23 protein-coding genes are annotated in these 24,658 nt (G+C 43.0%); 11 read left to right on the top strand and 12 right to left on the bottom strand.

Annotation, left to right across the window (positions count from 1 at the left end; translation table 11 throughout):
* Nucleotides 1–331: 331 nt before the first annotated feature.
* Nucleotides 332–1,414 (top strand): PAS domain-containing sensor histidine kinase, encoded by a 1,083-nt coding sequence (locus AC1D0K_RS17695; protein WP_477390804.1) that lies wholly within the window; start codon nucleotides 332–334, stop codon nucleotides 1,412–1,414.
* A gap of 116 nt (nucleotides 1,415–1,530) precedes the next feature.
* Nucleotides 1,531–2,418, top strand: coding sequence for a PfkB family carbohydrate kinase (locus AC1D0K_RS17700; RefSeq protein WP_477390806.1), 888 nt, complete (start codon nucleotides 1,531–1,533; stop codon nucleotides 2,416–2,418).
* 149 nt (nucleotides 2,419–2,567) lie between these two features.
* On the opposite strand, the gene AC1D0K_RS17705 is transcribed toward AC1D0K_RS17700, so the two are convergent.
* The 8 genes from AC1D0K_RS17705 to AC1D0K_RS17740 form a co-directional block, all read right to left on the bottom strand.
* A complete protein-coding gene (locus AC1D0K_RS17705; RefSeq protein WP_477390808.1) occupies nucleotides 2,568–3,329 on the bottom strand; it encodes a tetratricopeptide repeat protein in 762 nt (253 codons plus the stop codon).
* A 1-nt stretch (nucleotide 3,330) separates the two neighbouring features.
* Nucleotides 3,331–5,175, bottom strand: a complete 1,845-nt coding sequence (locus AC1D0K_RS17710) for a BatD family protein (protein WP_477390810.1) — start codon at nucleotides 5,173–5,175, stop codon at nucleotides 3,331–3,333.
* A gap of 18 nt (nucleotides 5,176–5,193) precedes the next feature.
* A complete protein-coding gene (locus AC1D0K_RS17715) occupies nucleotides 5,194–5,934 on the bottom strand; it encodes a tetratricopeptide repeat protein (protein ID WP_477390812.1) in 741 nt (246 codons plus the stop codon).
* Complete coding sequence (locus tag AC1D0K_RS17720; protein ID WP_477442215.1) at nucleotides 5,931–6,971, bottom strand: vWA domain-containing protein; 1,041 nt, start codon at nucleotides 6,969–6,971, stop codon at nucleotides 5,931–5,933. The genes AC1D0K_RS17715 and AC1D0K_RS17720 overlap by 4 nt, the downstream gene beginning before the upstream one ends.
* Before the next feature lie 3 nt (nucleotides 6,972–6,974).
* Complete coding sequence (locus tag AC1D0K_RS17725; RefSeq protein WP_477390816.1) at nucleotides 6,975–7,979, bottom strand: vWA domain-containing protein; 1,005 nt, start codon at nucleotides 7,977–7,979, stop codon at nucleotides 6,975–6,977.
* A complete protein-coding gene (locus AC1D0K_RS17730; protein ID WP_477390818.1) occupies nucleotides 7,976–8,935 on the bottom strand; it encodes a hypothetical protein in 960 nt (319 codons plus the stop codon). Before AC1D0K_RS17730 ends, AC1D0K_RS17725 begins: the two co-directional genes overlap by 4 nt.
* Nucleotides 8,932–9,813: a DUF58 domain-containing protein gene (locus tag AC1D0K_RS17735; protein WP_477390820.1), complete on the bottom strand. Its 882-nt coding sequence runs from the start codon at nucleotides 9,811–9,813 to the stop codon at nucleotides 8,932–8,934. Before AC1D0K_RS17735 ends, AC1D0K_RS17730 begins: the two co-directional genes overlap by 4 nt.
* 178 nt (nucleotides 9,814–9,991) lie before the next feature.
* Nucleotides 9,992–11,047: an AAA family ATPase gene (locus AC1D0K_RS17740; protein ID WP_295721094.1), complete on the bottom strand. Its 1,056-nt coding sequence runs from the start codon at nucleotides 11,045–11,047 to the stop codon at nucleotides 9,992–9,994.
* Between the two features lie 334 nt (nucleotides 11,048–11,381).
* On the opposite strand from AC1D0K_RS17740, the gene AC1D0K_RS17745 reads away from it, so the two are divergent.
* Nucleotides 11,382–12,428 carry a hypothetical protein gene (locus AC1D0K_RS17745; RefSeq protein WP_477390822.1) on the top strand — a complete coding sequence of 349 codons (1,047 nt, stop codon included), beginning with the start codon at nucleotides 11,382–11,384 and terminating at the stop codon, nucleotides 12,426–12,428.
* A 58-nt stretch (nucleotides 12,429–12,486) separates the two neighbouring features.
* Here the strand turns inward: AC1D0K_RS17745 and AC1D0K_RS17750 are convergent, their stop codons facing one another.
* From AC1D0K_RS17750 to ku, 3 genes are all read right to left on the bottom strand, one after another.
* Nucleotides 12,487–12,642 (bottom strand): lmo0937 family membrane protein, encoded by a 156-nt coding sequence (locus AC1D0K_RS17750; RefSeq protein ID WP_477390824.1) that lies wholly within the window; start codon nucleotides 12,640–12,642, stop codon nucleotides 12,487–12,489.
* Nucleotides 12,643–12,755: 113 nt separating this feature from the next.
* Complete coding sequence (locus AC1D0K_RS17755; protein WP_477390826.1) at nucleotides 12,756–13,295, bottom strand: YciE/YciF ferroxidase family protein; 540 nt, start codon at nucleotides 13,293–13,295, stop codon at nucleotides 12,756–12,758.
* Nucleotides 13,296–13,527: 232 nt separating this feature from the next.
* Entirely contained in the window at nucleotides 13,528–14,295 is a 768-nt protein-coding gene (gene ku, locus AC1D0K_RS17760) for a non-homologous end joining protein Ku (protein ID WP_477390828.1), read from the bottom strand.
* A gap of 210 nt (nucleotides 14,296–14,505) precedes the next feature.
* On the opposite strand from ku, the gene AC1D0K_RS17765 reads away from it, so the two are divergent.
* The 4 genes from AC1D0K_RS17765 to AC1D0K_RS17780 all read left to right on the top strand — a co-directional run bounded on the left by AC1D0K_RS17765 (nucleotide 14,506) and on the right by AC1D0K_RS17780 (nucleotide 18,735).
* A complete protein-coding gene (locus AC1D0K_RS17765; protein ID WP_477390830.1) occupies nucleotides 14,506–15,192 on the top strand; it encodes an SIMPL domain-containing protein in 687 nt (228 codons plus the stop codon).
* Nucleotides 15,193–15,777: 585 nt separating this feature from the next.
* The gene (ypfJ, locus tag AC1D0K_RS17770) at nucleotides 15,778–16,647 is read left to right on the top strand and encodes a KPN_02809 family neutral zinc metallopeptidase (protein WP_477390832.1); all 870 of its coding nucleotides are present in this window, start codon (nucleotides 15,778–15,780) and stop codon (nucleotides 16,645–16,647) included.
* A 683-nt stretch (nucleotides 16,648–17,330) separates the two neighbouring features.
* Nucleotides 17,331–17,741, top strand: a complete 411-nt coding sequence (locus tag AC1D0K_RS17775; protein WP_477390834.1) for an ester cyclase — start codon at nucleotides 17,331–17,333, stop codon at nucleotides 17,739–17,741.
* A 793-nt stretch (nucleotides 17,742–18,534) separates the two neighbouring features.
* Nucleotides 18,535–18,735 carry a hypothetical protein gene (locus AC1D0K_RS17780; protein WP_477390836.1) on the top strand — a complete coding sequence of 67 codons (201 nt, stop codon included), beginning with the start codon at nucleotides 18,535–18,537 and terminating at the stop codon, nucleotides 18,733–18,735.
* Here AC1D0K_RS17780 and AC1D0K_RS17785 read toward each other — a convergent pair.
* A complete protein-coding gene (locus AC1D0K_RS17785; protein ID WP_477390838.1) occupies nucleotides 18,690–20,021 on the bottom strand; it encodes a hypothetical protein in 1,332 nt (443 codons plus the stop codon). The genes AC1D0K_RS17780 and AC1D0K_RS17785 overlap by 46 nt on opposite strands.
* A gap of 260 nt (nucleotides 20,022–20,281) precedes the next feature.
* Here AC1D0K_RS17785 and AC1D0K_RS17790 point away from each other — a divergent pair, with 260 nt between their 5' ends.
* The 4 genes from AC1D0K_RS17790 to AC1D0K_RS17805 all read left to right on the top strand — a co-directional run bounded on the left by AC1D0K_RS17790 (nucleotide 20,282) and on the right by AC1D0K_RS17805 (nucleotide 24,566).
* The gene (locus tag AC1D0K_RS17790; RefSeq protein ID WP_477390840.1) at nucleotides 20,282–20,668 is read left to right on the top strand and encodes a (deoxy)nucleoside triphosphate pyrophosphohydrolase; all 387 of its coding nucleotides are present in this window, start codon (nucleotides 20,282–20,284) and stop codon (nucleotides 20,666–20,668) included.
* A 743-nt stretch (nucleotides 20,669–21,411) separates the two neighbouring features.
* Complete coding sequence (locus AC1D0K_RS17795; protein ID WP_477390842.1) at nucleotides 21,412–22,650, top strand: hypothetical protein; 1,239 nt, start codon at nucleotides 21,412–21,414, stop codon at nucleotides 22,648–22,650.
* Nucleotides 22,651–22,728: 78 nt separating this feature from the next.
* Nucleotides 22,729–23,382 carry a LysM peptidoglycan-binding domain-containing protein gene (locus AC1D0K_RS17800; RefSeq protein ID WP_477390844.1) on the top strand — a complete coding sequence of 218 codons (654 nt, stop codon included), beginning with the start codon at nucleotides 22,729–22,731 and terminating at the stop codon, nucleotides 23,380–23,382.
* A 356-nt stretch (nucleotides 23,383–23,738) separates the two neighbouring features.
* Nucleotides 23,739–24,566, top strand: a complete 828-nt coding sequence (locus AC1D0K_RS17805) for an N-acetylmuramoyl-L-alanine amidase (RefSeq protein WP_477390846.1) — start codon at nucleotides 23,739–23,741, stop codon at nucleotides 24,564–24,566.
* The last annotated feature ends 92 nt before the right edge of the window (nucleotides 24,567–24,658 follow it).

A 24,658-nucleotide genomic window follows, 5' to 3' on the forward strand; every position in this document is an offset into this window, starting at 1 on the left:
TTTGTAAAAAAATCATTAAGAAATAAACTTTGGTATAGTAATTGTATAACCATATATGAACTGGTAATCTTACCGGTTTAATTGTGATAAGGTTTAGGTTGAAAGTCTCCCGGCGCAAGGTTGGGAGGCTTTTATTTTTTCAGGCTATGCCGTTATCAAAATACCGGACTGGAAAATTCAATGTTTAAATTTAGGCATCTGCCCCGGTTACAATTTACCCCGGTATTAAATCCTTTCTTCACAATTGTTATGAACATTTTTTTCGCATCCCCGTATAACCAAACTGCACTAATAGCTATATACCCCTGATAGCTGTAATAAACAGGCTCTCATGAATAGTTTTGGTATCGGGAACAAGGATTTTAATTTCGAGCGCTTTTTTGAATTATCGGCTGACCTTTTTTGCATTGCCGGTTACGATGGATATTTTAAAAAGATAAATACTGCGGTATCAAATGTACTGGAATACACCAATGAAGAACTTTTTGCCCGCCCGATAAACGATTTTGTACATCCCGAAGACCGCGATATCACATCTAAAAAAAGGGATAACCTTACTCATGATATTCCCCTGTTAAATTTCGAGAACCGGTATATTACCAAAAGCGGCAAAATAGTTTGGCTTGCCTGGACATCGATGCCGGTTGACAGCGAGCAACTGGTTTTTGCCATTGCCAAAAACATCACCCATAAAAAAAAGCAGGAGGAAGAACGCAACGCGCTGATAACCAATTTAACTAAAATAAACAACGACCTTAAACAATTAACCTATACTACATCGCATGATCTGCGATCGCCGGTGGGTAATTTATTATCCGTATTTAAACTCATGGATGTTTCCAAGATCCAGGATGCGGAAACTATTGAATTTATAGGTATGTTGAAATTAGCTACAGAAAGCCTGAAGGATACGTTAAATAATTATGTAGATGCTTTGAGTTTGAAAGACAGCTTAAACGTGCATGTAGAAGAACTTGATCTTAACGAGTCATTAAATACGGTATTACATTCGCTAAGTTCACTGCTACAGCATTCAAACGTTACCATAAATATTAATTTTAGCGCCGTCGCTACCATCAACTTTAATAAAGCTTACCTGGAAAGCATCTTTTTAAACCTCATTACCAACTCCCTGAAATATGCCCGCCCGGATGTTCCTCCGGTTATTACCATTACTTCGAGAGTTAATAAAGGCATCAAACAGGTAATATTTGCCGATAACGGCCTGGGCTTCGACATGGAAAATGTAAAAGATAAAGTTTTTGGCTTCCACCAAAAATTCCATCATCACCACGATAGCAAAGGCATAGGGCTCTACCTGGTATATAACCACATTACCAGCCTGGGCGGGCTAATAGCACTTGAAAGCAAGCTAAACATGGGCGCCAAGTTCATTATATCGTTTAAAGACTAAGCCGATCACATATTTCTGCCTGTATTAAAAACCTTACATTAATTAAACATTGATATTACATACCTTTGCGGTTTGCTCCTGGTTGGTTAGGGCTCATTCAAAATAAACAAAAAAGCATGTACGATATCTGTTGCGTAGGGCATATTACATTAGATAAAGTGGTAACACCGCGCGCGGTTGCACACATGGCCGGTGGCACTTCCTTTTATTTTTCAAATGCCATCCGTAATATGGATGTTAACTACACCCTGGTAACCACCCTTGCCCAAAGCGAAATGGTTGTTGTTGAAAAAATGCGCGCCAAAGGCATTAAAGTAAATGCATCAGTAGGCGGTCTTTCTGTTTATTTTGAAAATATTTATTCTGAGAACCAGGACCACCGTACCCAACGGGTGTTACAAAAGGCCAATCCTTTTACTGTTGAGCAATTACAGCAAATAGATGCTAAGATATTTCACCTGGGTCCGCTGTTGGCCGATGATATGCCTGTTGAGCTCATCAAAGAGTTGCATAGCCGTGGTCGTGTTTCTTTAGATGTGCAGGGTTATTTACGCAAAGTTGAAGGCACCAATGTGGTAGCGGTTGACTGGGCGGATAAACGCGAAGCTTTACGCTATGTTGATATCCTGAAGGCCAACGAGTACGAAACTGAAGTGCTTACCGGCAGCAATGATATTTTTGAAGGCGCCCGCATTTTAGCCGACTGGGGCGTTAAAGAAGTGGTGCTTACCCTCGGCAGCATGGGATCTGTTATTTATACCGACGGCGTTTTTTACAATATCCCCGCCTATACACCTACCGCGGTTGTTGATGCTACAGGCTGTGGCGATACCTATATGGCCGGCTATTTATGTCAACGCATAAAAGGTTCATCATTTCAGCAGGCAGGTGAATTTGCCGCCGCGATGGCCAGCTTCAAAATTGAATCATCCGGACCATTCACCGGCACCGAAGAGGATGTAATGAATTTGCTGGAGAGTGGAGTGAAGGTGTATAGTTACTAATTAGTTAGTCGTTGTTGCTCTTTCCGGGGGGGGCCTCGGGGTCATGCCGAATTTATTTCGGCACCCCACATGCTAAGTCTGTAGCATGGAGTCGACATGTCCTATGGGATGCCGAAATAAATTCGGCATGACAGGTAGGTCAAAAAAGCCTATATCTCCTTTGCATCCCCGGTACCAATCCAGCCTTCGTTGCCATTAGCCAAGCGAATTTTTACCCAGTTGTTATTGTTTCCAAGTATGTTAACCTTGGTGCCTTCGTGCAATACAAACACGTTTTTGGATGAAGTTGCGGGCGCGCTTTTAACGGTTACTGATGAGCTAAAAATAATGGCTTCATGATGTGCCTCAAAATAATAGGCTTGCCGGCCCGAGATAAAAATAGCACTGATCCCTACGACCAATAACACGATAGCTAAATAGAACGATGCTTTTTTTATGCCTACCGAGCCTGTAAAACGGTAAAGAATAAGCAGAGCGGATGCCGCCAATAAAAGTGATACGCTGAGTACTGCCAGCATATTTGCAGAGAAAGCGAGTAAAAAGCCATGCCACCATTTGCGGATAAAAAATTCAGGAACCTCTTCAATTTTATCCGAAGTTTTCGAATTAGCCAATTGAATATTAACCCGGATGTCCTCATCGCCGGGGGATAGCTTGCGCGCTTTTTCGTAGTATAGCAAAGCCGGGGCTATATCGCCGGTTTTGTAGTAAGTGTTCCCTAAGTTAAAATATAAGGCAGCCGATTGGTAACCGTCATCCACCATTTTTTGATAGATAGCCGTAGCCTCCTTATATTTTGTTTTTTGGTACAGGTCGTTCCCCTTTTTAAATAAAGCAGTTGCATCGTTATTACTAAAAGCCAGTAATGGCGATACAATGAGGAGCAACAGGTATATACAACGCTTCAGCATGTTATATTTTTTCTTCAATGTTATTGATCATGTTTTTTGCCCTATCAAACATCTGCTGTTCCGAAATGCCCGAAACCGGCGCATAACGGGCCATATCGCACAAATCCAAAGTTTCCAGCAAGTCGTTGATGCTCGTCTCATCCAAAGACCGGGCTTTTAGTTCGGTGGCAATTTTTTCGCGGTTCAGATCGGCGGCGGCAATATTCAGCTTATCGCCCAGGTAACCATACAAACCTCTAAACACGTTTTCGTAAAAGGCGGTTTTATTATTGGCCGTTAGCTGCGCTTTAGCGCTGGCCAGGTGCTTGGCTGCAATTCTGCCGGCCTTACGGCTTTTTACTTTAACTATATCGCTGTTGCTCACTTCGTACCATTTACCGTAAACGAGAGCGCCAGCAAACGATAGCGGGCCTAAAATCAACAGAAAGTAATATAATGGCGAGCCATAAAAACCGTCGCCAATTTTGGCAATATTGTCGGCATCAGTTTTAATATAACGGATATCCTTATTCAGTAATTTAACATCCTGTTTATCGGCATCGCCCAATGAGGTTACGTTATTTTCTGTGGCGCCCTTGGCAACTTTTATCGGGAAACCTTTGGTTTGTACAGACACATATTTACCTGCCGAAAGATCAAAGTAAGAGAATTTGACAGGGTCGATATTAAAACTGCCGCCATGCCTTGGTATCAGCAGGTAAGTGTAAACACGTGTGCCCGATTCACCGTTTTCATTATCAGTAATGGTATCGGTTACTTTGGGGTCGTACTTTTCAAAATCAGCCGGAAACTCGGGAGCCATTGGCTTCAAAAGCTTCAGGTTTCCTTTGCCGCTTATGGTTATTTTATAATTAAGCGGCTCATTGGCTTTCAGCTCACTTTTGTCTACCGATGTATGGATAGTGAACCGACCAACCGCACCGCCAAAACCAGCTGGCTTACCCGCTTGCGGAAGTGGTTTTACGTGAATAACCGCGGGGATACTTTTAATTTTGTACTTAACATCGTTAAAGCTTCCGCCACCAAAAAAATTATCGAACGGATCGGCAGATGGTGCTGTTTCGCGCACTACAAAATTCATGATCATGGGGTCGATTGTAATATTACCGGCATGCTCAGGAAACAGGATATTCTGCTTAATCTCGGTTACATTATATTTTACCCCCTTTATGGTTTCAATGCGCCAGTGAACAGCGGTAGGGTCGGCGCTTTTAATTTCCTGGCTGTAAAAACCATTCAGGTCCGACATTTTTTCCAGTTCGTTACCCACCAGCGCCACGCGTGTGTACAGGCGGTAGCTTAGGGTAAGCTGCTCGCCAATGTAGGCGTTGGTTTTATTAACGTCGGCCCTGATAAACAGATCTTTGGTAATATCTTTTGAACGGCCCGACGTGATACTTTGAATCCCTCCTCCTGCCCTTTGCTGCTGCTGTTGTTGTGCAGCGGCTGCTTGTTGGGCCGAAGCTGCTGTTGTGCCTTTAACTACCTTTATTTTTATGGGCTGTGTGCTTAGCGTTTTACCGTTAACAACTATAGTAGCCGGCCCAATAGTATAAGTACCGGGCTTAACGGCAACGAGCTCATAACTATAAGCCATGCTTGATGACGACGCGCCGTTAATAACGCTCATGCTTTGAGACACGTTAGGGCCCGATACCACCAAAAAGCCATTAAAGGCCGGCGGCGTAAACCTATCGCCATTACCACTTAAGCTAAAGGTAACTTCAAACTGCTCTGTTGTGCCCACTTCGGTTTTACTAACCGATGCGGTAAATCTTATATCGGCAGCAAAAAGCACACTGGTGCAAAACAGCAATAGGAACGATATATAATACTTTAGCTTCATTTGTTATAAATATAGGGCCTACCAGTCTTTGGATATTTTTACCCTTGCGCCTTTCAGCTTTTTATTTTTTAGCTTATCCTGCGTTTGTTTTTCATCATTGTTCAGGGCTTCCAGCATCCGCTCGGCATCATCTTTTGATACATTGTTGGGCTGTGGTTGGTTTTGCTTATCCTGATCTTTTTTATCCTGGTCTTTCTTGTCCTGGTCTTTTTTATCCTGATCTTTTTTGTCTTTATCCTTATCGTTCTTGTTATCCTTGTTCTTATCGTCTTTATTCTTCTTGTCCTTATTCTTATCGTTCTTTTTATCCTGTTTCTTTTTATCGTCCTGCTGCTTTTTCAACATTTTTTGGGCGTATGACAGGTTGTAACGGGTTTGATCGTCGGTTGGGTTATTCAGCAACGACTTTTTATAAGCGGCAATACTTTCCTCCAGCTTTTTCTTCTCCAACAGGGAATTGCCTAAATTATGATAAGCATTTGCCAAAACCTGTTTATTGGTTGATGTAGATGCTATTTTACTGAACTGTTGCTGGGCTTCATCAAATTTCTTTTGTTTGTACAGGGCATCGCCCAGGTTAAAGTTACCTTCAACCGTTTTGGCGGTTTTACCAACAGATTTACGATAGTTTTCTTCGGCCTCTTTATAATTCTTTTCCTGGTAAAGCTCGTTACCCTTTTTAATGTACTTTTTTTCCTGCTGGGCAAAAAGGAATGAAGCCTGCAGTACTAATAATACAACTATAATCAATTGCTTCATGACTTCTTTACTTCAAATAATTTTATCCCGCTCAACCGCATGTTTTTACGGTTTGATATAAAAAACTCTGCCAGCAGCAATACAAAAGCGATGCTCAGGAAAAACTGAAACCTATCCTCAAAATCTTTAAATGATTTGGTATCCAAAGTTTTGCGCTGCAATTTGCTAATCTCATCCATCACAATGCCCAGGCCGCTATTGGTATTATTGGCCCTTACATACACCCCGCCACCGGCTGTAGCTATTTCCTTACCCATATCCTCGTTAAGCTTGCTTATCACCTGCTGGCCCACACTATCTGTATGGAAGCCTACCGGGCGACCGTTTTCATAAACCGGTATTGGTGCGCCCTCCTGCGAGCCAACGCCAACCACATTTACAGATACATCCCTGCGCCGGGCATTAGTAGCCGCCTCTACCGCGTTATCTTCATGGTTTTCGCCATCGGTAATAATGATCATGGCCTTACCTGTTCCATTTTTAAAATCAAACGACTGCATACCCAGGTCTATCGCCGCGCCAATGGCTGTACCCTGCGTAGGCACCATATCGGTATTGATAGTATTGAGGAATAGCTTTGCTGCAGAGTAATCTGTGGTGATAGGCAGCTGCACATAAGCCTGGCCGGCAAATACAATAATACCAATCCTGTCATTATGCAAACGATCAACAAGCTGGGCAATGGCGCGTTTGGCGTTCTCCAGCCTATTGGGTGCCAGATCCTGCGCAAGCATACTGTTTGATACATCAAGCAGTATCATCAGGTCGGCGCCTTTGCGTTTTACTTCTTCGGTTTTTGATCCAATCTGTGGGTCGGCTATGCCTACTATTAATGCCGCATAGGCAACCAAAAAGAAAATGAACTTCCACCACGGTCTTGACAAAGAAACCTGCGGCATCATTAACTTAACCACATTTTTATCCCCAAGTGAGGAGATAGCCCTCTTTTTCCAGATGCTCACTGTTAAAAACAGGATGATGAACACCGGTACAATGACCAATCCCCATAAATATTCTATATGTGCAAAACGTAACATCTATTAAGTTAAAGCCCCTCTGAACAGGGTGTTTTTTAATATAAATTCAAGCGATAATAAAACCAGCGCGATGATGGCCCATGGCAAAAACATTTCCGTTTTTTTGCGATACTGGGTAACGTCAATTTTGGCCTTTTCCAGCTTATCTATTTGTGTGTAAATATCTTTTAGCGTCGCGTTATTGGTGGCCCTGAAATATTTACCGCCTGTGATACTGGCAATTTTTGATAACGTGACCTCATCAATAACTACCGGCATGCGCTGGTATTGTACCCCCATTGGGGTTTGTACCGGGTATGGCGCAAAACCGTTGGTACCCAAACCTACAGTATACACCCTCACCTTAAATTGCTTGGCAATTTCGGCCGCGGTTATAGGCGGTATCGAGCCAGAATTGTTTGAACCATCGGTTAGCAATATTACAACCTTACTTTTGGCCTCGCTCCCTCTTAACCTGTTAACAGCTGTTGCCAGGCCCATACCTATGGCGGTACCATCGGTAATCATCCCGTTTTTAATATCAGCGTACATATTAATAAGCACACTATGATCAATAGTAAGCGGGCATTGGGTAAAGCTTTCACCGCTAAAAACCACCAAACCAATACGATCATCCGGGCGGCCTTTTATAAAATCAATAGCTATTTCCTTACCGGCCTCTAAGCGGTTGGGCTTAAAATCCTCGGCCAGCATACTGCCCGAAATATCTGATGCAATAACGATATCTATCCCTTCAGTAGTGCTGTTTTGCCAGCTTAATGATGATTGCGGCCTTGCCAGCGCTACAACCAATGCAGCCACAGCCAAACAACGCAACACAATAGCATAATGCCTGAATTTGGGCAGCATGCTTTTTTTGATGATGGTGAATCCCTTTAAGGTAGGCACGTTTAGGTTTCCCTGCAGCTGCCTTTGCTTCCAGATGTACCAGCCAACCATAAGGGGGATGCTGATAAACAACCAGAAAAATTCGGGATGGGCAAATTCTATTCCTTTAAACCAGCTCATTTGTTCCCCTCTTGTTTATCTGTTTGTGGCTGATATGCCTGTTGTGTTTTATTTACAAAGCTGATGGCATTATCCATGGTTTGCTCATTTTCAAAAGGCAATGGTTTCTCCTTCGCAAATTTCACCAAATCGGCAAGAATAAGCATCTGGCGAAGCGCATTCTTGTTCTCCTCGGTAATATCCATAAACCTTAAACTGGCAAAAATCTCCTCGGATGTTTGCTCATGCGCTGTGATAGCATACCTGTTTTCCAGGTATTCCCTGATCACCTCGCTCAGTTCAATGTAAAACTGCTTCACCTGTTCTTGTTGCCATAGCTTTTTATCGCGCAGCTCCTGCAGTTTTTGCAATGCGGTGATATGGGCCGGCACCTTAGGTTTAGGCGGCTCAATAATGATTACCTTTTTAGGCCTTGTTTTAATGTAGTATACAATACCGGCAATAATTAAAATGGCCAGCAAGGTGCCCACAACCCATGGCCAGTTATCGCGCAGCCAATCCATAAATGAATATTTTATGGCAAGCGGCTGCTTAATATCGTAAAAGGCTTTGGTAGTATCAACCGCTACCGGCTGTACCATAATGGTTAAAGCTTGTGTAAAAACCGGACCAGTTGTTGTTTTAAACGCATAGGATGGTATTACGTACGCGCCGCTGTCAAAGCCGGTAATTGTATAGCTTTTATGAATGGTTTCTATACTTACATCGCCCTTATCAAACAGGGTATCAGTTTTGCTGCTTACAATCTGGATTTTCCCGGCAATAGAATCTGCCAGTGCCGGAAACTCCACCTTATCCTTCACATTAAATTTGATGCTAAGGTGCAGCTTGGTTTGCTCGCCCAGGAGTATTGTGGCCTTATCCAGCTTTGCTCCCGCTTGCGGCGTTTGGGCAAAGGCATTGTAAAAAGCACCTGTAAGCAATAGTACCAGGGAATATTTAAAACACTTGATCATCTCCGGCCTTCCCGCTTTTTAAATAGTGTCATTAATGGTTTTACGTATGATTCATGGGTACCCACGCTGGTAAAATCAACACCCGATCTTTTAAAGGTTTCTTTTAACATTCCGTTTCTTTTTAGTGCGTCGGCCTTAAACGCCTGGCGTACATGCGCATCGGCTGTATTTACCCAAAGCAGCTCACCTGTTTCTTCGTCCTTCATCGGGATAAGGCCCAGGTTTGGAAACTCCTCTTCGTGTTTATCGTAAAGCCTCAGGGCAATAATATCATGTTTTTTATTGGCAATCTTCAGCTCATCCTCAAAACCCGGACTAATAAAATCAGATAATATAAAGGCCGTACATTTCTTTTTGATAACGCTGGTAAAATACTTAAGCGCGACGGCAACGTTGGTGCCTTTATTTTCGGGTTTAAAATCTATCAGTTCCCTGATGATCATCAGGATATGGGTACGTCCTTTTTTAGGCGGAATGAACTTTTCTATTTTATCGCTAAAAAATATCACCCCTACTTTATCATTGTTTTGGATGGCCGAAAAGGCAAGCACCGCGCAAAGCTCGGTAGCCAGATCCTGCTTTTGCTGGGTTTGGGTACCAAAGTTTTCTGATCCGCTCACATCCATCATCAGCATAACGGTAAGCTCGCGCTCTTCGTCAAACACTTTTACATAAGGGTGGTTAAAGCGGGCGGTAACGTTCCAGTCAATGGTACGAATCTCATCGCCAAGCTGGTACTCGCGCACTTCGCTAAAGGCCATACCCCGCCCCTTGAAAGCTGAATGATACTCGCCCGAGAATAAGTGGTTACTTAATCCCCTGGTTTTTATCTCTATCTTCCTTACCTTTTTTAGCAGTTCTTTGGTATCCTTAGCCATTGGCTCCTCCTAAATCCTCCCCTAAAGGGAGAGGACTTTTATTAGCAATTTTTTAAATCAAACAAAAATGTCATTTCGACCGATTTGAGAAACCTTATGCGCTCTGTTCTGCGAACTTTATGTCCGGCCTTGCAATAGATTATAAGATCTTTCTTTCGCCCTCCCTTGAGAATACTCCTTACGGTACTTCTACCGCGTTCAATATCCCTGTAATAATATTTTCGCTGGTGATGTTCTCCGCCTCGGCCTCGTAGCTTAAACCTATACGGTGACGCAATACATCGTGGCAAATAGCACGCACATCCTCTGGTATCACATATCCCCGGCGTTTGATGAAGGCGTAAGCCTTGGCAGCCAAAGCCAGGTTAATACTCGCCCTTGGCGACGCGCCAAAGGTGATGAGGTTTTTATAATGCGCCAGTTTAAACTGCTCGGGGAAACGGGTAGCGAAAACAATATCAATAATGTATTGCTCAATCTTCTCGTCCATATATACCTCGCGAACGATCTTACGTGCACGAACAATCTCTTCAGGCTTAATGATGGGCGATGGTTTCAGCATACCGCCCGGTAATATATTGGCGCGGATAATTTTCTTTTCTTCTTCCTTATCCGGGTAGGTGATCACCACTTTCAGCATAAAACGGTCAACCTGTGCCTCTGGCAGCGGGTAAGTACCCTCCTGCTCAATAGGGTTTTGGGTTGCCAATACCAAAAATGGATTTGGCAGCGGGAAAGTATTATCGCCAATAGTTACCTGACGTTCCTGCATGGCCTCTAACAGGGCACTTTGCACTTTGGCAGGTGCACGGTTGATTTCATCGGCCAGGATGAAGTTGGAGAACAACGGCCCTTTACGAACAATGAACTCTTCCTTTTTTTGGTTATAGATCATCGTACCCACCAAATCGGCTGGTAACAAATCGGGGGTGAACTGGATCCGGCTGTAATCAACCTGGATACATTTGGCCAGCGTGTTGATGGCTAAGGTTTTTGCCAAGCCCGGTACACCTTCCAGCAGGATATGCCCATCGGCCAGTAAACCAATCAGCAAACGTTCAACCATATATTTTTGCCCAATGATCACTTTATCCATCTCCATTTTAAGCAGATCGATAAAGGCACTTTCCTTTTGTATCATTTCGTTCAGCGCCCTGATATCGGTTGAATACGATGTGCTACCGGTAACAGCGCCCGATGAAACATTTTCGGTATTGATATTTAATTCTTCCATGAACCCTTTTTTATTTCGAAAGCAAACTTAAACACACAAACTTTTTTCTGCTAAAAAAATTCCACGTTTAAATGTTAAATTTTGTTAAATGTTTTAGTGTTAGCTGTAAATATAGGTTTTTATCGGGGTCCGGGATCGGGGTTCGAGTTGCGAGTTGCGGGTGGCGGGTTGCGCCGTTCGTGTTTCAATCGGCGATATATCCGCAAATGCCAGCATGACGGAGAAGACTCAACCCCTACTTCCCGATCCTCGGAACACGCCACCCGCCACTCGCAACACGCAACACAAAACCTGCTAAAAACCGTATATTTAGTTTTGTATCCATATTATCCACATGAAAAAAAGATTCATTTTGCTGCTTGCTATAATTGCCTGTTGCTGTGCCCGGGTTTACAGTCAAAATACATATAAAACCATTCCCTTGCCCAAAGCCATTGATGGCGTAGGCGAAGAGTACTCAGGCATGTGCACTTACGGCAACCGGGTTTACCTGCTGCCGCAATATGGCGACCATAAAACGCTGATTAAAAAAGATAACCTAAAGGGTGAGTTTTTGATTTACAGTTTACTTACCGATAGCATTGGCCGCGTAGTTGATGGCAAGGATTCTGTATTATCAGCCTATAAAACCCTAAAAGTGCTAAACCTGGATAAACTGCCCAATAACATAGCAGATGAATATGAGGGTTTTGAGGCGATAAGCATCGTAAACAACACTGTATTCCTATCTATCGAGACCGACGATAAATCCCCAAACTGCTACCTGCTCAAAGCCCGGCTTGATACCATTAATAACCAAATAATTATCGACCCGCAGCACATCATCAACCTCAAACGCCCCGAGCTGATTAACAACGCCGGCTTTGAAGCCGTAACCTGGCTGCCCAAAGAAAATAATCTGCTGGCTTATTACGAATATAACGGAATGCCCACCGGTGGGCAGGGATACTTAATTGATACCTCCTTTGCCAAACAACCGGAAGCGATTAAGGCCCCACAGCTATATTTCAGGATCACTGATATTACCGCTGATGCAAAAGGCGCAATCTACGGCATCAACTATTTCTGGAATGGCGATTATAAATATTACCTGGATAACGACAAGCTTAATCACCAGGAAGAAAATATAAAAAACACTATCCCTAACCTGCGCGATAGCTTGGTTAAAGATGCAGGTTATCTAAAATCATCAAAAACCACTTATGCCCGCATTGTAAAGCTCAAAAACGTAAAAGGCAGCAAATGGCAACAGGTGGCAACTTTCCCCGGGTATAAAAATAACTGGGAAGGGCTAACCCTGTACCGTAAAGGCGCTTTGGTTATTACCGATGCCAACGGAAGTAAGAAACAGGCAACGGTATTAGCCTACGTAGGGTTTTAACAAAAAAAAGCCCGCCCTGCAAGCAGGGACGGGCGTAAAAACTATATTTTTATTCAACTTAAATAGCTGTTGGTCTCCTGATGATACCCAGTAATACGGCAATAATAGCAATCACCAGTAATACATGGATCAGGCTGCCTACGGTGGTAAAAAACACCCCGATGGCCCAACCAATTAATAAGATAACGGCGATTATATACAATAATGAGTTCATGATAATTTGTTTTTAGTTAATGATTTCATAGATAGATGTATATATAATATCCGTTAGCCGCGTTTTGTTTTACAAAAGTTAAACCACATTTGCCGGAGGGGTTTTGGAGGGGCTTACGCCTTCTCCGTTTTTGCCCCTTTGTTAATACCCGACTGGGCTATTTGAGTAAGCAGGCTGTCGCAGGTTTTTTCTTCCTGTAGGGTCGAGTCAAATAACTCCGCGGCTTCGCCATAACCCAATACGGTGGCCAGTGTTTTTAGGGTTCCGTAGGAGGCAATTTCGTAGTGCTCAATTTTTTGAGCGGCCGAAATGATGCCCACATCACGGGTTTGGCTGTGTTTTTCGGTCTCAGAAATAATTTCTTCGGCCTCTTTTAGCAAACCGGCCATGGCCTCGCATTTTACGCCGGCAACTTTTTCGCCTATTGATGCAAAGGCATCTTCCAGGCGCGTTATCTGGTGCTCGGTTTCTGATAAGTGATTTTCGATAGCGGCGCGTAACTTATCAGAAGTTGCCGCTTTTGCCATTTTGGGTAATGCTTTTGCCAGGTGTTTTTCGGCCCAGTAAATGTCTTTTAACTCATCCAAAAATAATTCATTCAAGGCTGATTCCTGAACGTCCATTGTTTGTTCAGCTGTTTTTGTAGTTGCCATAGTAAATATGTTTTGAAGTTTTAATGATGATTAAAGAAATACAAAGGGGATGCCAAATTTCCCTTTTTATCACAAATATTAATTATTACGAAAGAAAATGCGCTACTTGCTCCTGTTTTAAGCAAGAAGCATGTAGCTTTCAATATTTAAAGCTGTATAGAAAACAGGAACCCTGTCTATACAATTCATTAACAGACACTTTACAGGACTTAAAGCATCTGCACACCCCCGCCTATGCCTTCTTCGTTTTTAAACTACTCAACAGCTGATCATACAAATCATCGCTGCTGGCTTTATGCGGTTTAAGTTTCTTGACCGTTGCCCGCTTGCCCTTTGATTTTGCTTTGATGATCTTCAGCAGCTCGTCGTTATACTCATCCTTAAATTTAGATACATCAAAATCTTCGGCGTACTGATTGATCAGCGCCAAGCCCACGTCGAGCTCCTTTTTGCTTACGGTAACATCATCCCCAATGTTCAAATCCTCTGTACCACGTATTTCCTGCCCAAAGCGAATCCGCGTAACCACCAGCACATGGTCAACCGGGTGTACAATGCACAGGCTCTCGGTACTGCGCAGAACAAAACGGGCCAGGCCTGCTTTTTTTGATTGGATGAGCGCTTTTAATAATAAGGCGTAGGCTTTATTGTTTTTGGTATCGGGTTCGGTATAGTAGGATGTTTCGTAAAACATGGGGTTTACGTCGGCAATGTCTACAAAGCTTTCAATCTCAATCACCTTGCTTTTTTCGGGTGCGGCATCCTCAAAATCCTGATCCTCCATAATCACATAATCATCGTTCAGCTTATAGCCTTTTACAATTTTATCGTAAGGCACCTCCTTATGCGTACGCTCGTTAACCCGCTGAAAACGGATCCGCGCATGATCGCGCCCATCCAGCATATCAAAATCAAGCGATGATGTTTGCACCGCCGAAAATAGTTTTACAGGAATGTTCACCAATCCAAAACCAATTGACCCTTTCCATATCGACCTCATAACCAACGTGTTTTTAAACACTTATAACTATTAAAAAGGCCAAAGGGTTTTAATAACGCCAAAGTAATACCGCGTTTTGTTAAACAAAAGCACTTCGTTTTTCTTAAAGCAATTAGTAACGCGGTTGTAAATAATTGGTGCTGCCTGTTACACATTAAACTATTAGTACGTTACCTTAGTCATAACATACAAAAAAATCATACATCACACATGAAGAAGCTATTTATCCTTGCAACCCTGTTAACATTTACTTATGGCGCCTTTGCGCAGGCTGTTGATCTGCGCCGCAAAATAGAAGTTACCGGCATTGCCGAGCAGGAAGTTACCCCCGATATTATCAACGTTACCATTTCTTTACAGGAATACATGGACGGTAAAAAACACATCCAGATCAGCGACCTGGAAGCACAGCTGGAAAAAGCCGTTAAAGAGGCCGGCATCCCCGCTACCGATTTTACCGTGAACAACGTATCGGCCTGGAACAACATCTACCAAAAGAAAAAAACTCCCGACTTTTTAGCCGGCAAACAATACGGTCTGCGCATCCGCGATCTTAATAAGTTTAACCAAATCGTATCTAAAATCGACCCTAAAGGTATCATGTCGACCAATATTGACAGCTACGATTATTCCAAAATCAACGACCTGAAGAATGAGCTGAAACTGAAAGCACTAATCTCGGCCCGCGACAAAGCTTCATTCCTGCTGGCAGGCCTGGGCAACAAACTGGGCGATGTGCTTAACATTACCGAAAGCGATAACAGCAGCTTCCCGCAGCCACGAGCCTATAACACCATGCAGTATAAAGCCTTTACCGCGGATGCTCCACCCTCAGATATCGACTTTAAAAAGATCAAAATCAGCCTGCAGATCAATGCTGTTTTTGAGATAAAATAAGAAGTCGGCACTACCTTTTAAAAACTTTTTTGTCATCCTGAACGCAGTAAAGGATCTATTAGCGAACTATGCAGAGCGAATAAGCATGGCGAATAACAGATCCTTCACTATCGTTCAGGATGACATTTTTATGCCTATCCCTAAAAAGGCCTGTCACCCTGAGCTTGTCTAAGGGGCGTGCGCAGAGGCCTTTGCCTACATTCTTCGACAAGCTACCCATGACGTATTGGATTTTGAGACGTGTGGGCCTGTCAGTCTGAGCCTGTCGAAGACTCGCGCGGAGAGGCCTCTGGCCGCTATCCTTCGACAGGCTCAGGATGACAACCATTTTTGTTACGTCATTTTTTCCTTCAGAGGCCAAAACGGTTTTCAAAACTCAGCAGGACAGCCTCTTTTTAAAACTTCATTTCCTCCTCAGAGTTTCCCTAAATTTACTACTCAGGATTGATGACATTTTTTTAATAGTCGTCCTCAATATCACCATACAACCTAACCCTCCACGCAAATAAACCCCAATTCACGGCGGCCAGGGCGCAAACATTTTGCTTAGCCATATTGTTAACCCTTTAAAAAAATCATAAAACTATGCAGTGGTTTGGCAGGGGCGAAAGCGATAATGTAGAAGATCAACGTGGCAGCGGCGGTGGTCGCGGGTTGGCAGTGGGTGGCGGTATTGTAGGCTTAATAGCCGCCGCAATTTATTTTTTTACCGGCATCGATCCCTCACAGGTGCTTAACCAGGTAAGCAGCAACCAACCCCAGCAAACCGAACAGCAGAAACGGGACCCCAATGCGCCCGAGGACAATGGCAAAAAATTTGTGCGCGTAGTGCTTAAAGATACCGAAGACATTTGGGGTAAGCTTTTTGCAGATATGGGCCGCCAGTACCAGGACCCTAAAGTGGTGCTGTTTACCGATGCTGTACAATCGGCATGTGGCAATGCCAGTTCGGCCACCGGACCATTTTATTGCCCCGGTGATGCCCGTGTGTATATCGACCTTTCTTTTTACGATGAACTTAAAAACCGCTTCGGCGCGGCCGGCGACTTTGCCCAGGCTTACGTGATAGCGCATGAGGTGGGTCACCATGTGCAAAACCTGCTGGGTGTAAGCGCCAAAATGGACCAGGCCCGTAATCGCCTCAGTCAGCGCGAATACAACAAACTCTCGGTAAAGCTGGAACTGCAGGCCGACTTTTACGCCGGCGTATGGGCCCATTACGAGCAAAGTATAAAAAAAGTGATTGACGAGAAAGATATCAAGGACGCCCTGAACGCCGCCAACGCCATCGGCGACGACCGCCTGCAACAACAAACCCAGGGCCACGTTGAGCCCGACAGCTTTACCCACGGCACCAGCGCCCAACGCATGTACTGGTTTAAAAAAGGCTACGAAACCGGCGACGTAAAACAAGGCAACACCTTTGCCGATGAACAGTTAGCGCTGGTGAATTAGGTGTTGGGTGAATGACGTTTAAAAGATTTGTCATCCTGTTTAAAAAGATTTGTCATCCTGAACGCAGTGAAGGATCTATTCGCAGACTTTACCAGGCGAATAAGCATGGCGAATAACGTTTAAAAAGATTTGTCATCCTGAACGATTTGTCATCCTGAGTTGTAAAATCCGGTGGCCTCTGAAGGGGAAAATGACGTAACAAAATGGCTGTCATCCTGAGCCTGTCGAAGGATAGTGGGCAAAGGCCTCTCCGCGCGAGTCTTCGACAGGCTCAGACTGACAGGCCCACACGCCCCAAAATCCAATACGTCATGAGTAGGAACGAAGGATCTATTCGCAGACTTTACAGGGCAAGGAAGTATGGCGAATAACAGATCCTTCAAATCGTTCAAGATGACAAAAGCTTTTTTGTAAGTCTATTATTCTTACTCCCTTAATCCTTCGTTCAAAAAAAATCCTTACTCCTTGCTCCAAAAATCCTTACTCTCTTTCCGTGCATTCCCGCCGATAGAGGCGGTCAGGCTATCCGTTCATACTGCGCGGGCTTTAAGCGCTGGGCCGGTATCCACTCCTATCCTTAATGCAACAGCCGTCTCCGCATGAGCAAGCATAAAAAAAATAAGTTAATTTGTTGAATTTTAAACAATTACATAACTTAGCGTAGCAATAAACCTAATACCGATATGTCGTTAAAAGAAGAACACACAGAGTTTGTACTTCGTTGGTATAACGAAGTTTGGAACAACAACAACGAAGCCCTGATCAGCGAAATGTTACACCCCGAATGCAACGCATTAGGATTGGGCGAGGAACCAGTTATCGGCTCCGACGGTTTTAAAGAAGTGCACCGCTTTTTTAATGCCAATTATGAAAATATCCACATCGATGTGCACGAGGTTTTTGTTGATGGCGACTACGCAACCGCCATTTGCACCTTCACCGCTAATTATAAACCAACCAATGCCCCGGTTAAATTTTCGGGCACATCCATAACCCGCATCGTAAACCAACAAATTACCGCTGCCTGGAACTTTTTCGACTTCCTGACGCTAAATCTCCAGATCGGAAAAATAAACGCCGAACAGTTGAAATAAGGGGCTTGGTTTGTGGCTAAATAGCGTAAACGAACCAAGGCTATGACTCGCCTGACTTTGTTGCGCTCTCTTCAACTTCGTTGGTTGTTGCAGAACCTCATTTTAAACAAAAGAGATGAATTTAAAAGATATTTAAGGATTTGAGGATTACACATTAATAAATTTTTTCAGCAAATTTTTAAGACGTGTGACTCTGGAACAGGATTATGTTTTAAAAGTATCGTTTTTTTTAATAAACCAGGGGCGTGGCCCCGACTCATATTGTAACAACTGATTTTAATCAGTTGAAAAAGAGAAGCAGATAAAAAAGAACCATAGGTTCGGCCCATATAATCAGCTGGTTAAATGCTATATTTAATATGTCATAAATGGAAATGCCGGCATATACTTAAAAGATGGGCCGTGCCTACAGCACTCATTTTCATTTAGTTTATGAACAACGGATTAAAATTCGTTGTTACAAGATCTTTCGAGCCGATGGCTCTATAAAACAATGATAATTAACCTGCCCCTTAAAATCAAATTGCTCTTACAAACCGTTAAAGAATCGCTTTAATGCCCAACATGCTATAAAAAGTTGAGTGAAGTTTCATTTTTAGATTTCCTTGGTTATGCAACGTTCAACTAAGCCGAAGGGCGGACCGGCGGGGTGAGTCGTTGCCAGTATACAGGGCCGGCTGCCGGGTCTGAAACCTAAATATGTCATGGTAAGTACGAAGCAACCGCGAACTGTGCAATCCCCGTTTTTAAAACCATTGCTCTTATCATATTGTTTAATTTTACAATATGGCAGATGTACTCCAAAGAAACCCTCAGTTATAACATGTCGCGGATAAAAAATAAGGATACTAAGCGCGAACTTTTGGTACGCAGGTTTCTGCATAAAAACGGTTTCCGGTACCACCTGCATGTAAAGGATATGCTCGGCAAGCCGGACAACTTATGTAATCAATTGATAGGCTTTTGTAGTTTTATTGAAAATAAAAGATCATAGCCATGTGTTAAATTATGCCATTTCTCCTTAGTAAGAGATAGCTCATAGTTACCATAATTTAAACAGGTGGAACTTCCCTTAAAAATTGCGTTACTGATCTTTTGCGGCATAATAGATAAAACTGCCTTTTCAAACAACATCTCACAATAAACCATATAGGTTTTATGTAAGTCTTCTATCTTTCCCGGGTACATTACCTTCAATACCAATTCTAACTTATTTGCTTTTTCCTGAGTGCCTGTAATATAATAAGACAATGAATTTGACAAATATTTATCTCCAAAGAGTAAATAATCAGAACAAAACGACCATTCATTATCATAAAGAGGTTCGTAAAACCCTTTTGTCAACGTTTCGTTTTCCATAAAATGGACAGCTGCAAAAGGCGACCATCCGTGTTCTCTGGAAATAACCGGCGGAGATTCCTCAACCAGCTGCTGATTTTTTAAATTGAGAATAGACTGTTTCAAATCATTCTTACTTTTAATTTCTATCCGCCATAAGCGTTTAGCCCACCTTTTTAGCCCATCCGTATCTGTGTTAAACCGAAGCATTGCTTGCAGTTTCGCATAAGTGTTAATTTCAGGCATTTTTAGGGCTCGTTCAATAATTATGAATTGAACTTCATATACCATGATTAGAGATAACAAATAAATGAATGGGATATAGATAATTGTCAAAACAGGGCTTAAAAGAATTTCACTTAAGTTTTCTAAGGAAATCAATGAGTGAAAATGGCGAATGACGGCTAATACTACATGATAAATAACGACTAGTCCAGCAATAATTACAATACTATTTAGCAGTTTTTTAACCTTAAAATACTTTTCATCCTTTTCTGAAAAAACTATCATGCCGGCAATAAGAACGGTAACGGGTACAATTATAAATTCTATCCAAAAGTTAAACGTATATAAAGCTATCACAAATTCAAAGAAAATACCTGCTTTGATATTTTCCTTCAATAATTCTTTAAAAAAGTTTTTATCCTCAGAAATTCTGTTGACCTTAAAGAAAGTCACCGATCCAGAAAAAAGCACCCAAAATATTGTGTCTTTTAATAGCCCTTCATCCCACAAGTTTAGTCGATCAAATAAATAAGTAAAGCCAGAAATATAAACGACCATTAATAGCCAAATTCTAATAATTTTCCAATCAAATAATGATTTAAGCATTTGCCAAATAGATGGCCTGATGGATGCCGAAAACAAAGCTGCGGTTACGCCAATAATTACCCATATAAATATAGCGATCTCTCGGGTGGTAAAAATAGAGGATTGGAACATTTAACAAATCTAATTATTTAGTGAATGTCCGTTTAAGAAATACGATCCATAAACATCTACACATCCAATTCGACTTATTCTTAAATATGTGGTCGTACATTTTAAAGAAAAATAACGTATGCGCACATGGCAGAGATATTTGGAAAACAAATAATACGAGTATGATAAGATTTTATCCACATGCGAACTTGTTTTTTATATTTACTTCATGGAAACACTCTTTTTTGATCAGGAATTTGACAAAGTAGAAGATAACAACCGTGATTAAAGTAACCTGCGCCCTCATAGTCAACAATCAAAACTGCGTATTGGCGACCCAACGCAGCCAGACTATGAACCTACCTTTAAAATGGGAGTTCCCCGGTGGTAAGATAGAACCCAATGAAACAGCAGAAGATTGTTTGATCAGAGAAATTAAGGAAGAATTGAATATTGAAATCAAGATTATACAATCCTTACCATCCAACACCCACGCTTACCCCAAAATAACTATTGAACTTATTCCATTTATTTGTGGGCATATCAATGGCGAAATAATATTAAAGGAACACGCCCAATTTAAGTGGCTGCATACAGATGAATTGTTAGCTTTGGACTGGGCAGATGCCGATGTGCCAATTGTAAATCATTACTTAAACCACCCATGAAAGAAGGCCAGGTGCTTTGGACCTGTATTGAGGCACTTTAAATTGCCGATTTATGTTTTACGAATTTCAACCAGAAAAAATTGTGCGGATAGGCTAAAGAATTTCCTTCAGGAAGTTGAGCTCCGCTGGAGCTCAAAAAAACAGATTTGCATACTGGCTACAAAGCTTTTGCTCCTCTGGAGCAAAACACTCAGTATTTTCCTTCCAATATTTACTTACAAATTCGATCGTTGATTTCTCCAACCCTTCCCTGCTAATCATTGCAATAAATTGAATCATTGCTTCAGAGCGGCCGATAAACCCTATCCAATATCGGCATATTTTTACTATGGTTTTGCTCATCTAAAGCAGGTGATTCAATATTCCCGCCTTGCATTATAAAACACGTTGTCATTCCGAACGAGGTACGAGGAGGAATCTTATACGATGTGCAGTCAGCTATGCTGGGGGTATAAGATTTTTCGCTACGCTCAAGAGATTGTTTCTCTTTCGCTCCCCCGCTCTTTCTTCCCCATGCTCTATCGAAATAACATTTTATTTTATTAAAAGATGTGTGCACCCATATTCTCTTTACAGTATTCCCCGGGTATGCCTTGCAGTCCCTTAATGTGACGAAATCATCCTATTTCTTTAGAAAAATGACTATAAATGACTATTTGAAATGGGGTTTATTTTAAACAAATTGCATTAAACTACTAAATATCAACCGATTAAACCATACCGTAACCTAACCAAAACAACCTATGGCAACCGACGACACATCCGACGTATCTAAAGATAAAAGCGACATTGCTTCGCGCGAAAACATTGCCCGTAATATCACCCGGTTCTCTATTTACGGCACCATAGGCTTAGGCCTGATAACCCTTGTTTATATATTTCTTGTAACACCACAACAGAGTATGACCAGTGAGGATAACTTGAAATTTATTGATAAAAAAATTCAGGTCATCCAATATGTTTTTACTGCGTTGCTGCCATTATGGGGCACATGGATGGGTACAGTAATAGCGTTTTACTTTTCAAAAGCAAATTTTCAGGCTGCTAATGAAGGTGTTAAAAAGCTGTTTGAGCAGATTAGTCCTGCGCAAAAACTGGAGTCGACCAAATGTAAGGATGTGATGATTCCGTTTGAAAAGATCAAGCCTTTTCCACTTACCTCCACCGCGCCTGTAGAAGACAACGCGGCCGACGAAGCCCAGGAAGCCGCCAAAGCCGCCGACGAGGCCTTAACCAATGCTAAAGCTGCAGCGGATCAGGCGGTACAGGATGCACAAACCGCTACAAGCAATGCTGCAGCTGCGGCCGCGGCTAAAACAGCCGCCGATGCCGCCCTCGACGACCCTGCAATTAAAGCCGACCCTGCCGCCCTGGCAGCAGCCCAAACAGCTGCAACCGATGCCGCTACTGCTTTAGATGCTGCAAATGCCGCGGCAGCAACAGCAGCTACTGCAGTAACAGAGGCGAATGCAGCTGTTGTAACAGCCCAGGCGGCCAAAACAGACGCCGATAGTAAAGCTGCCGAAAAAACAGCCGCGGCAGCAACCGCGAATACCGGGCCGGTAGACCAACTGGCCAGCATTAAAATTTTAGATGCGATAGCCTTTATGAAAGAAAATAAAATAACCAGGCTCCCCCTATTTAATGGTAAAAAACTGCTTTACATCATTCACCAAAGCACATTTGAAAAATTCATAACAGAGATATCAACCACCGCCACCTTAAACATACCTATAGCTAATGCAACCGTAAATGGTATGGTAACCTGTGGATCTGACGATGTTAAAGGCTATTTGTTAAACGGGGCGCAATACATCGATATCAATGCCAATTTAAGGCAGGCACAGGCCCTGATTGAGAAAAACGCTTATTGTCAGGACGTATTTTTAACAACCAATGGTAATGCAAGTGAAGATGTAATAGGCTGGGTAACCAATAACAAGATTGCCGAAAACTCTAAAGATTTGAAATCGGGCAGCTAACCTGCATGTAGCAAGCCCGAAGTATTATTCATACTTTATAGGTCCCTGTATTTTTAAACGCATAACCTTAAAACACCTATGCAATACACCATTAAAGCCGGCGATACACTCGGCAAGATTGCCGGCAAACAGAGCATCCCGGTGAGTGCTCTGATGGCGCTTAACCCGCAGATTACCAACATCAACCAAATTGCGGTTGGCCAGGTTATTAATGTGCCCAATATGCAGGATGTACCTGCAAACGCCCCATTTGATATGCCTTTAGCTATATCAGATTTGATTGCCCGTGCCCGTAAGGTTGTCAATTCGCCCATTTTGTATAAGTTGGGCAGTGGCGGCATGTTCCCGGGGGATGCACTTCCCTCACGTGATGGCCTTTGCGATTGCAGCGGCTTTGTTTGCTGGGTGCTTCATCTTTCGCGCCAAACCACTATTCCGTTTTATAAAAAGTATGGCGGCTGGATTTTTACCGATTCCATGGTCGACGATGTAAATAGTTCATCGGGTATTTTTGAAAGAATTACCGTACCCCAGCCGGGTTGCATTGTGGTTTACGGCGCCGGCAGTAAAATTGGCCACGTAGGTATCGTATCCGAAGTAGCAAACGGCGCCATGAAAAAGGTGATCCACTGCAGTTCCGGAAATTCCAGAACTTTTAATGCCGCTATCCAGGAAACACCCCCAACCGTATTTAACAGGCCCGATGCCTTATGGGGCCGCTTTGTTGGCTGATTTTTTTCGGGGTGATGGCATTTGCATTTTTCTGATATTGCGTATAACGGCGCAGGTAATCATCCCCATTAACTATTTTAAAACTACTGACAAGAATCTGTCAGTGTTCGGATTTTTAAAAGGCAGGTGTTCGGCCCTGTTCGGGCAAATTATTTAAAAATATAAGTAACTGATAATCAATATCTATAATACCTACCTCAAAAACAAGCGAACATTCAATTTGTTGATTATCAACCTAATAAATTTTATCCCGGTCCAAAATCCCCCTATCCCCACACAAAACCGAACGCCCCCACCAGAACACTTTTCTGCCTGAATGGTTATTTGCTTACTTTAGCACTTAAGCATCACCGCCTATGAAAATTACCGTATACTCCATACTTGCTTTAGCCGTACTGGCAACCCTCAGTTCCTGTTCGCCCAAAGGGCCATACGCCTTCACCAATAAGGTGTACAAACACCAAACGGATTCGGTACTAAAAGTAATAGCCCTCGAGCAGCCCGCCATGCTGGTTGATAGTCTTGGTGCCGCCATCCCCAGCGAGTGGGTAGGTACCGTGAACTTTAATGCCCGCAAGCCCAACTATGTTATTATTCACTATACCGCCCAGGATTCGGCCAAACAAACCCTCAAAACCTTTACCCTGGTCAAGCCCCAGGTGAGCGCACACTATGTGGTAGGCAAGGATGGCAAGGTGTACCACATGCTTAATGATTACCTGCGTGCCTGGCAGGCTGGCATCAGCAAGTGGGCCAGCATCAGCGATATGAATAGCTGCTCCATCGGTATCGAGATTGATAACAATGGCCACGAGCCCTTTAATGATGTACAGCTAAAAAGCTTGCTGGCGCTGCTAGCTCAGCTTAAAAAGGCTTATAATATCCCTACTGCCAACTTTATAGGCCACCAGGATATTGCCCCAGCCCGTAAACCAGACCCCGGTCCGCTATTCCCCTGGAAACTGCTGGCCCAAAAGGGTTTCGGCTACTGGAGCGACTACCTCCTTGAACTACCGCCCGACAACTTTGACTATGCCACGGCCCTGCGCCTGATAGGTTACGATACCAGCAACCTGCCCGCCGCCATAACAGCCTTTAAACGCCACTTTGTACAGGTAGAAGACAGCCCCACCATGACCCAGCTGGATTTGAACGTATTGTATAATGTGTATAGGAAGTATTGATAGATGGTGAAAGGCTAAAGGCGAAGGGTAAAAGGCAGCTGCAATTTAACCCCCAATAAAAAGGCGAAAAGGATAATTCCCTTTCGCCCATT

It is taken from the genome of Mucilaginibacter sp. P1_A3 (assembly GCF_056406855.1).

What these genes read in the sequence shown, in the direction of transcription:
- AC1D0K_RS17720 (WP_477442215.1), bottom strand. Translation starts at nt 6,971, where the DNA reads ATGTTACGTTTTGCACATATAGAATATTTATGGGGATTGGTCATTGTA.
- AC1D0K_RS17775 (WP_477390834.1), top strand. Translation starts at nt 17,331, where the DNA reads ATGTCGTTAAAAGAAGAACACACAGAGTTTGTACTTCGTTGGTATAAC.
- AC1D0K_RS17780 (WP_477390836.1), top strand. Translation starts at nt 18,535, where the DNA reads ATGTACTCCAAAGAAACCCTCAGTTATAACATGTCGCGGATAAAAAAT.
- AC1D0K_RS17755 (WP_477390826.1), bottom strand. Translation starts at nt 13,295, where the DNA reads ATGGCAACTACAAAAACAGCTGAACAAACAATGGACGTTCAGGAATCA.
- ypfJ (WP_477390832.1), top strand. Translation starts at nt 15,778, where the DNA reads ATGCAGTGGTTTGGCAGGGGCGAAAGCGATAATGTAGAAGATCAACGT.
- AC1D0K_RS17745 (WP_477390822.1), top strand. Translation starts at nt 11,382, where the DNA reads ATGAAAAAAAGATTCATTTTGCTGCTTGCTATAATTGCCTGTTGCTGT.
- AC1D0K_RS17750 (WP_477390824.1), bottom strand. Translation starts at nt 12,642, where the DNA reads ATGAACTCATTATTGTATATAATCGCCGTTATCTTATTAATTGGTTGG.
- AC1D0K_RS17765 (WP_477390830.1), top strand. Translation starts at nt 14,506, where the DNA reads ATGAAGAAGCTATTTATCCTTGCAACCCTGTTAACATTTACTTATGGC.
- AC1D0K_RS17795 (WP_477390842.1), top strand. Translation starts at nt 21,412, where the DNA reads ATGGCAACCGACGACACATCCGACGTATCTAAAGATAAAAGCGACATT.
- AC1D0K_RS17705 (WP_477390808.1), bottom strand. Translation starts at nt 3,329, where the DNA reads ATGCTGAAGCGTTGTATATACCTGTTGCTCCTCATTGTATCGCCATTA.
- AC1D0K_RS17735 (WP_477390820.1), bottom strand. Translation starts at nt 9,813, where the DNA reads ATGGCTAAGGATACCAAAGAACTGCTAAAAAAGGTAAGGAAGATAGAG.
- AC1D0K_RS17800 (WP_477390844.1), top strand. Translation starts at nt 22,729, where the DNA reads ATGCAATACACCATTAAAGCCGGCGATACACTCGGCAAGATTGCCGGC.
- AC1D0K_RS17730 (WP_477390818.1), bottom strand. Translation starts at nt 8,935, where the DNA reads ATGATCAAGTGTTTTAAATATTCCCTGGTACTATTGCTTACAGGTGCT.
- AC1D0K_RS17725 (WP_477390816.1), bottom strand. Translation starts at nt 7,979, where the DNA reads ATGAGCTGGTTTAAAGGAATAGAATTTGCCCATCCCGAATTTTTCTGG.
- AC1D0K_RS17695 (WP_477390804.1), top strand. Translation starts at nt 332, where the DNA reads ATGAATAGTTTTGGTATCGGGAACAAGGATTTTAATTTCGAGCGCTTT.
- ku (WP_477390828.1), bottom strand. Translation starts at nt 14,295, where the DNA reads ATGAGGTCGATATGGAAAGGGTCAATTGGTTTTGGATTGGTGAACATT.
- AC1D0K_RS17700 (WP_477390806.1), top strand. Translation starts at nt 1,531, where the DNA reads ATGTACGATATCTGTTGCGTAGGGCATATTACATTAGATAAAGTGGTA.
- AC1D0K_RS17710 (WP_477390810.1), bottom strand. Translation starts at nt 5,175, where the DNA reads ATGAAGCTAAAGTATTATATATCGTTCCTATTGCTGTTTTGCACCAGT.
- AC1D0K_RS17740 (WP_295721094.1), bottom strand. Translation starts at nt 11,047, where the DNA reads ATGGAAGAATTAAATATCAATACCGAAAATGTTTCATCGGGCGCTGTT.
- AC1D0K_RS17715 (WP_477390812.1), bottom strand. Translation starts at nt 5,934, where the DNA reads ATGAAGCAATTGATTATAGTTGTATTATTAGTACTGCAGGCTTCATTC.
- AC1D0K_RS17805 (WP_477390846.1), top strand. Translation starts at nt 23,739, where the DNA reads ATGAAAATTACCGTATACTCCATACTTGCTTTAGCCGTACTGGCAACC.
- AC1D0K_RS17785 (WP_477390838.1), bottom strand. Translation starts at nt 20,021, where the DNA reads ATGTTCCAATCCTCTATTTTTACCACCCGAGAGATCGCTATATTTATA.